The organism is Aeromonas sp. s4 (assembly GCF_040907855.1).
Taxonomy (GTDB): Bacteria; Pseudomonadota; Gammaproteobacteria; order Enterobacterales; family Aeromonadaceae; genus Aeromonas; species Aeromonas caviae.
This window is the reverse complement of sequence record NZ_JBFOCP010000050.1, coordinates 1-1,753: the sequence shown is the minus strand read 5'-3', so window position 1 is coordinate 1,753 and position 1,753 is coordinate 1. Positions and strand designations below refer to the sequence as shown.

The window sequence follows — 1,753 nt, the reverse complement described above, 5'->3', positions numbered from 1 at the left end:
GTCACCCGCTCATTGTCGATATCGGTGTGCTGGTCGTGCTTGATGTGCCAGGCGGCATCATTTTCGATAAGCACGTTCAGGTCTTTCTGACCGTGGATATAAATCTCTTCCTTGCCAGCCTGGTCTTCGAAACGCAGCTCGTTGAAGCCCTCGCCCTGGTGGGTCTCGGTGCGCAGCACGGTGCGGGTCTTGTTGGCTGGCAGCTCGTAGGGCGGCCGATTGGTGGCGTGGTAGGTGCGACCGGTCACGATGGGCTGGTCGGGGTCCCCTTCCAGGAAACTCACGATGACCTCGTGGCCGATGCGCGGGATGGCCATCATGCCGTACTGACCCCCGGCCCAGCCCTGAGAGACCCGCACCCAGCAGGAGCTCTGGTCGTTGGAACTGCCATACCTGTCCCACGGGAATTGCAGCTTGAGCCGGCCGTGTTCGTCGCAGTAAATCTCCTCCCCTTCGGGGCCCACCACCATGGCGATTTGCGGGCCATCCACCATCGGCTTGTGGGGTGCCTCGGGGCTGCCGATGCGCGCCCGCCAGGTGGTGCTGGCTTTCACCACCCCGAATTCGTTGTGATAGATGGTGGGGCCGCTCCCCCCCTCCTCCTCCAGCGCCTGCGGCTGCAAGCCGGTGTGCTGGATGCGCACCACTTGCCAGTCGGTGTTGAGGCTGCCGTTGGGGTGTTCGGTGAGTGAAAACGTCTGGCCCGGCAGCAAGGCGGCGCAGTTGGATTTGCCACTGCCCGCCACTGCATCGTTGCGCAGCGCATCGAGCCGGTGCTGGGCAAAGGCCTTGCCGCTGCCATCCTGCTTGTAGCGGCCCGGGAAATCGAAGTGCTGGTAGGTGTCGCGCTGATGCGCAAGCTCCGCCCCCACCTTCTTGTGGGAAAGGCCGTAAGCCGGGGTCTTGAAGCTGTAGTCTTTGAGCTCCACATCCGACGGGCGTACCGCCTCGCGGTAGTGGAACTGCCGCACATAGGGGCCTTGCTCCAGCGAGCGGTTACCGAGATTGAAAAAGAGCTCGGGGCCGGCGGTCAGGGCGGCCGCGTCATCGGCAAACACGATGCGATGCTTGCCCGCTTCAAACTCTTGGAAGTAGAACATCCCCTCTTCGGCGGCGAGCCTGTTCACGAAATCGAGGTCAGTTTCCCGGTACTGAACGCAGTATTCCCGCTGGGCATGCTCATTTTTGAGCGCAAAGGCGTAGTCGGTGATACCGTGCTCTTGCAACAGGATGGAGAGGATTTCATCGGGTTTTTGCGCCTGGAAGATGCGGGAGTTCTGGCGAAGCGACAGCCGCCACAGGGCCGGCTGCACCAGCAGCTGATAGCGGGTGCGGCGAAAACCGCTGTCACCCTGCGCGAAGTCACTGACCACCCCGCACACCCGGCGCTGCGGTTCGCCGTTGTACCACACCAAGAGCTCGCAGGGCTGGTCCAGCACGGCGCCAACGTCGATGTCGGGCTGAGCGCTTGCCAACTCCAGGCGCAGGCTGAACGGCCGGTTCAACGCCTCATCCAGCGCAAACTCGGCCACCACGAAGGTGCTCTCGGGCAGGGCCCCCACCTTGACGGTAAATTGTAATCCTGTGCTGTCTGCCATCGCTGCGCGCCCCTGAAATATCGTGCGGCCCCATCAGATGGGGCACATCAAGCCATGTGAGAGCTTCGCCATCGCCTGGATTTTTCTTTCACCATGGCTGCCGCACGCCCTTGACGGCGTGCGGCAAGACGTAAACTCGGATTTTTTCTTGCACC

General features: G+C 62.4%; 1 protein-coding gene. It reads right to left on the bottom strand.

From position 1 onward, the window contains the following. A partial coding sequence (locus AB5Y89_RS17720) for a type VI secretion system tip protein VgrG (protein WP_368224228.1) occupies nucleotides 1-1,598 on the bottom strand: 1,598 nt, incomplete at its 3' end. Between the last annotated feature and the right edge of the window lie 155 nt (nucleotides 1,599-1,753).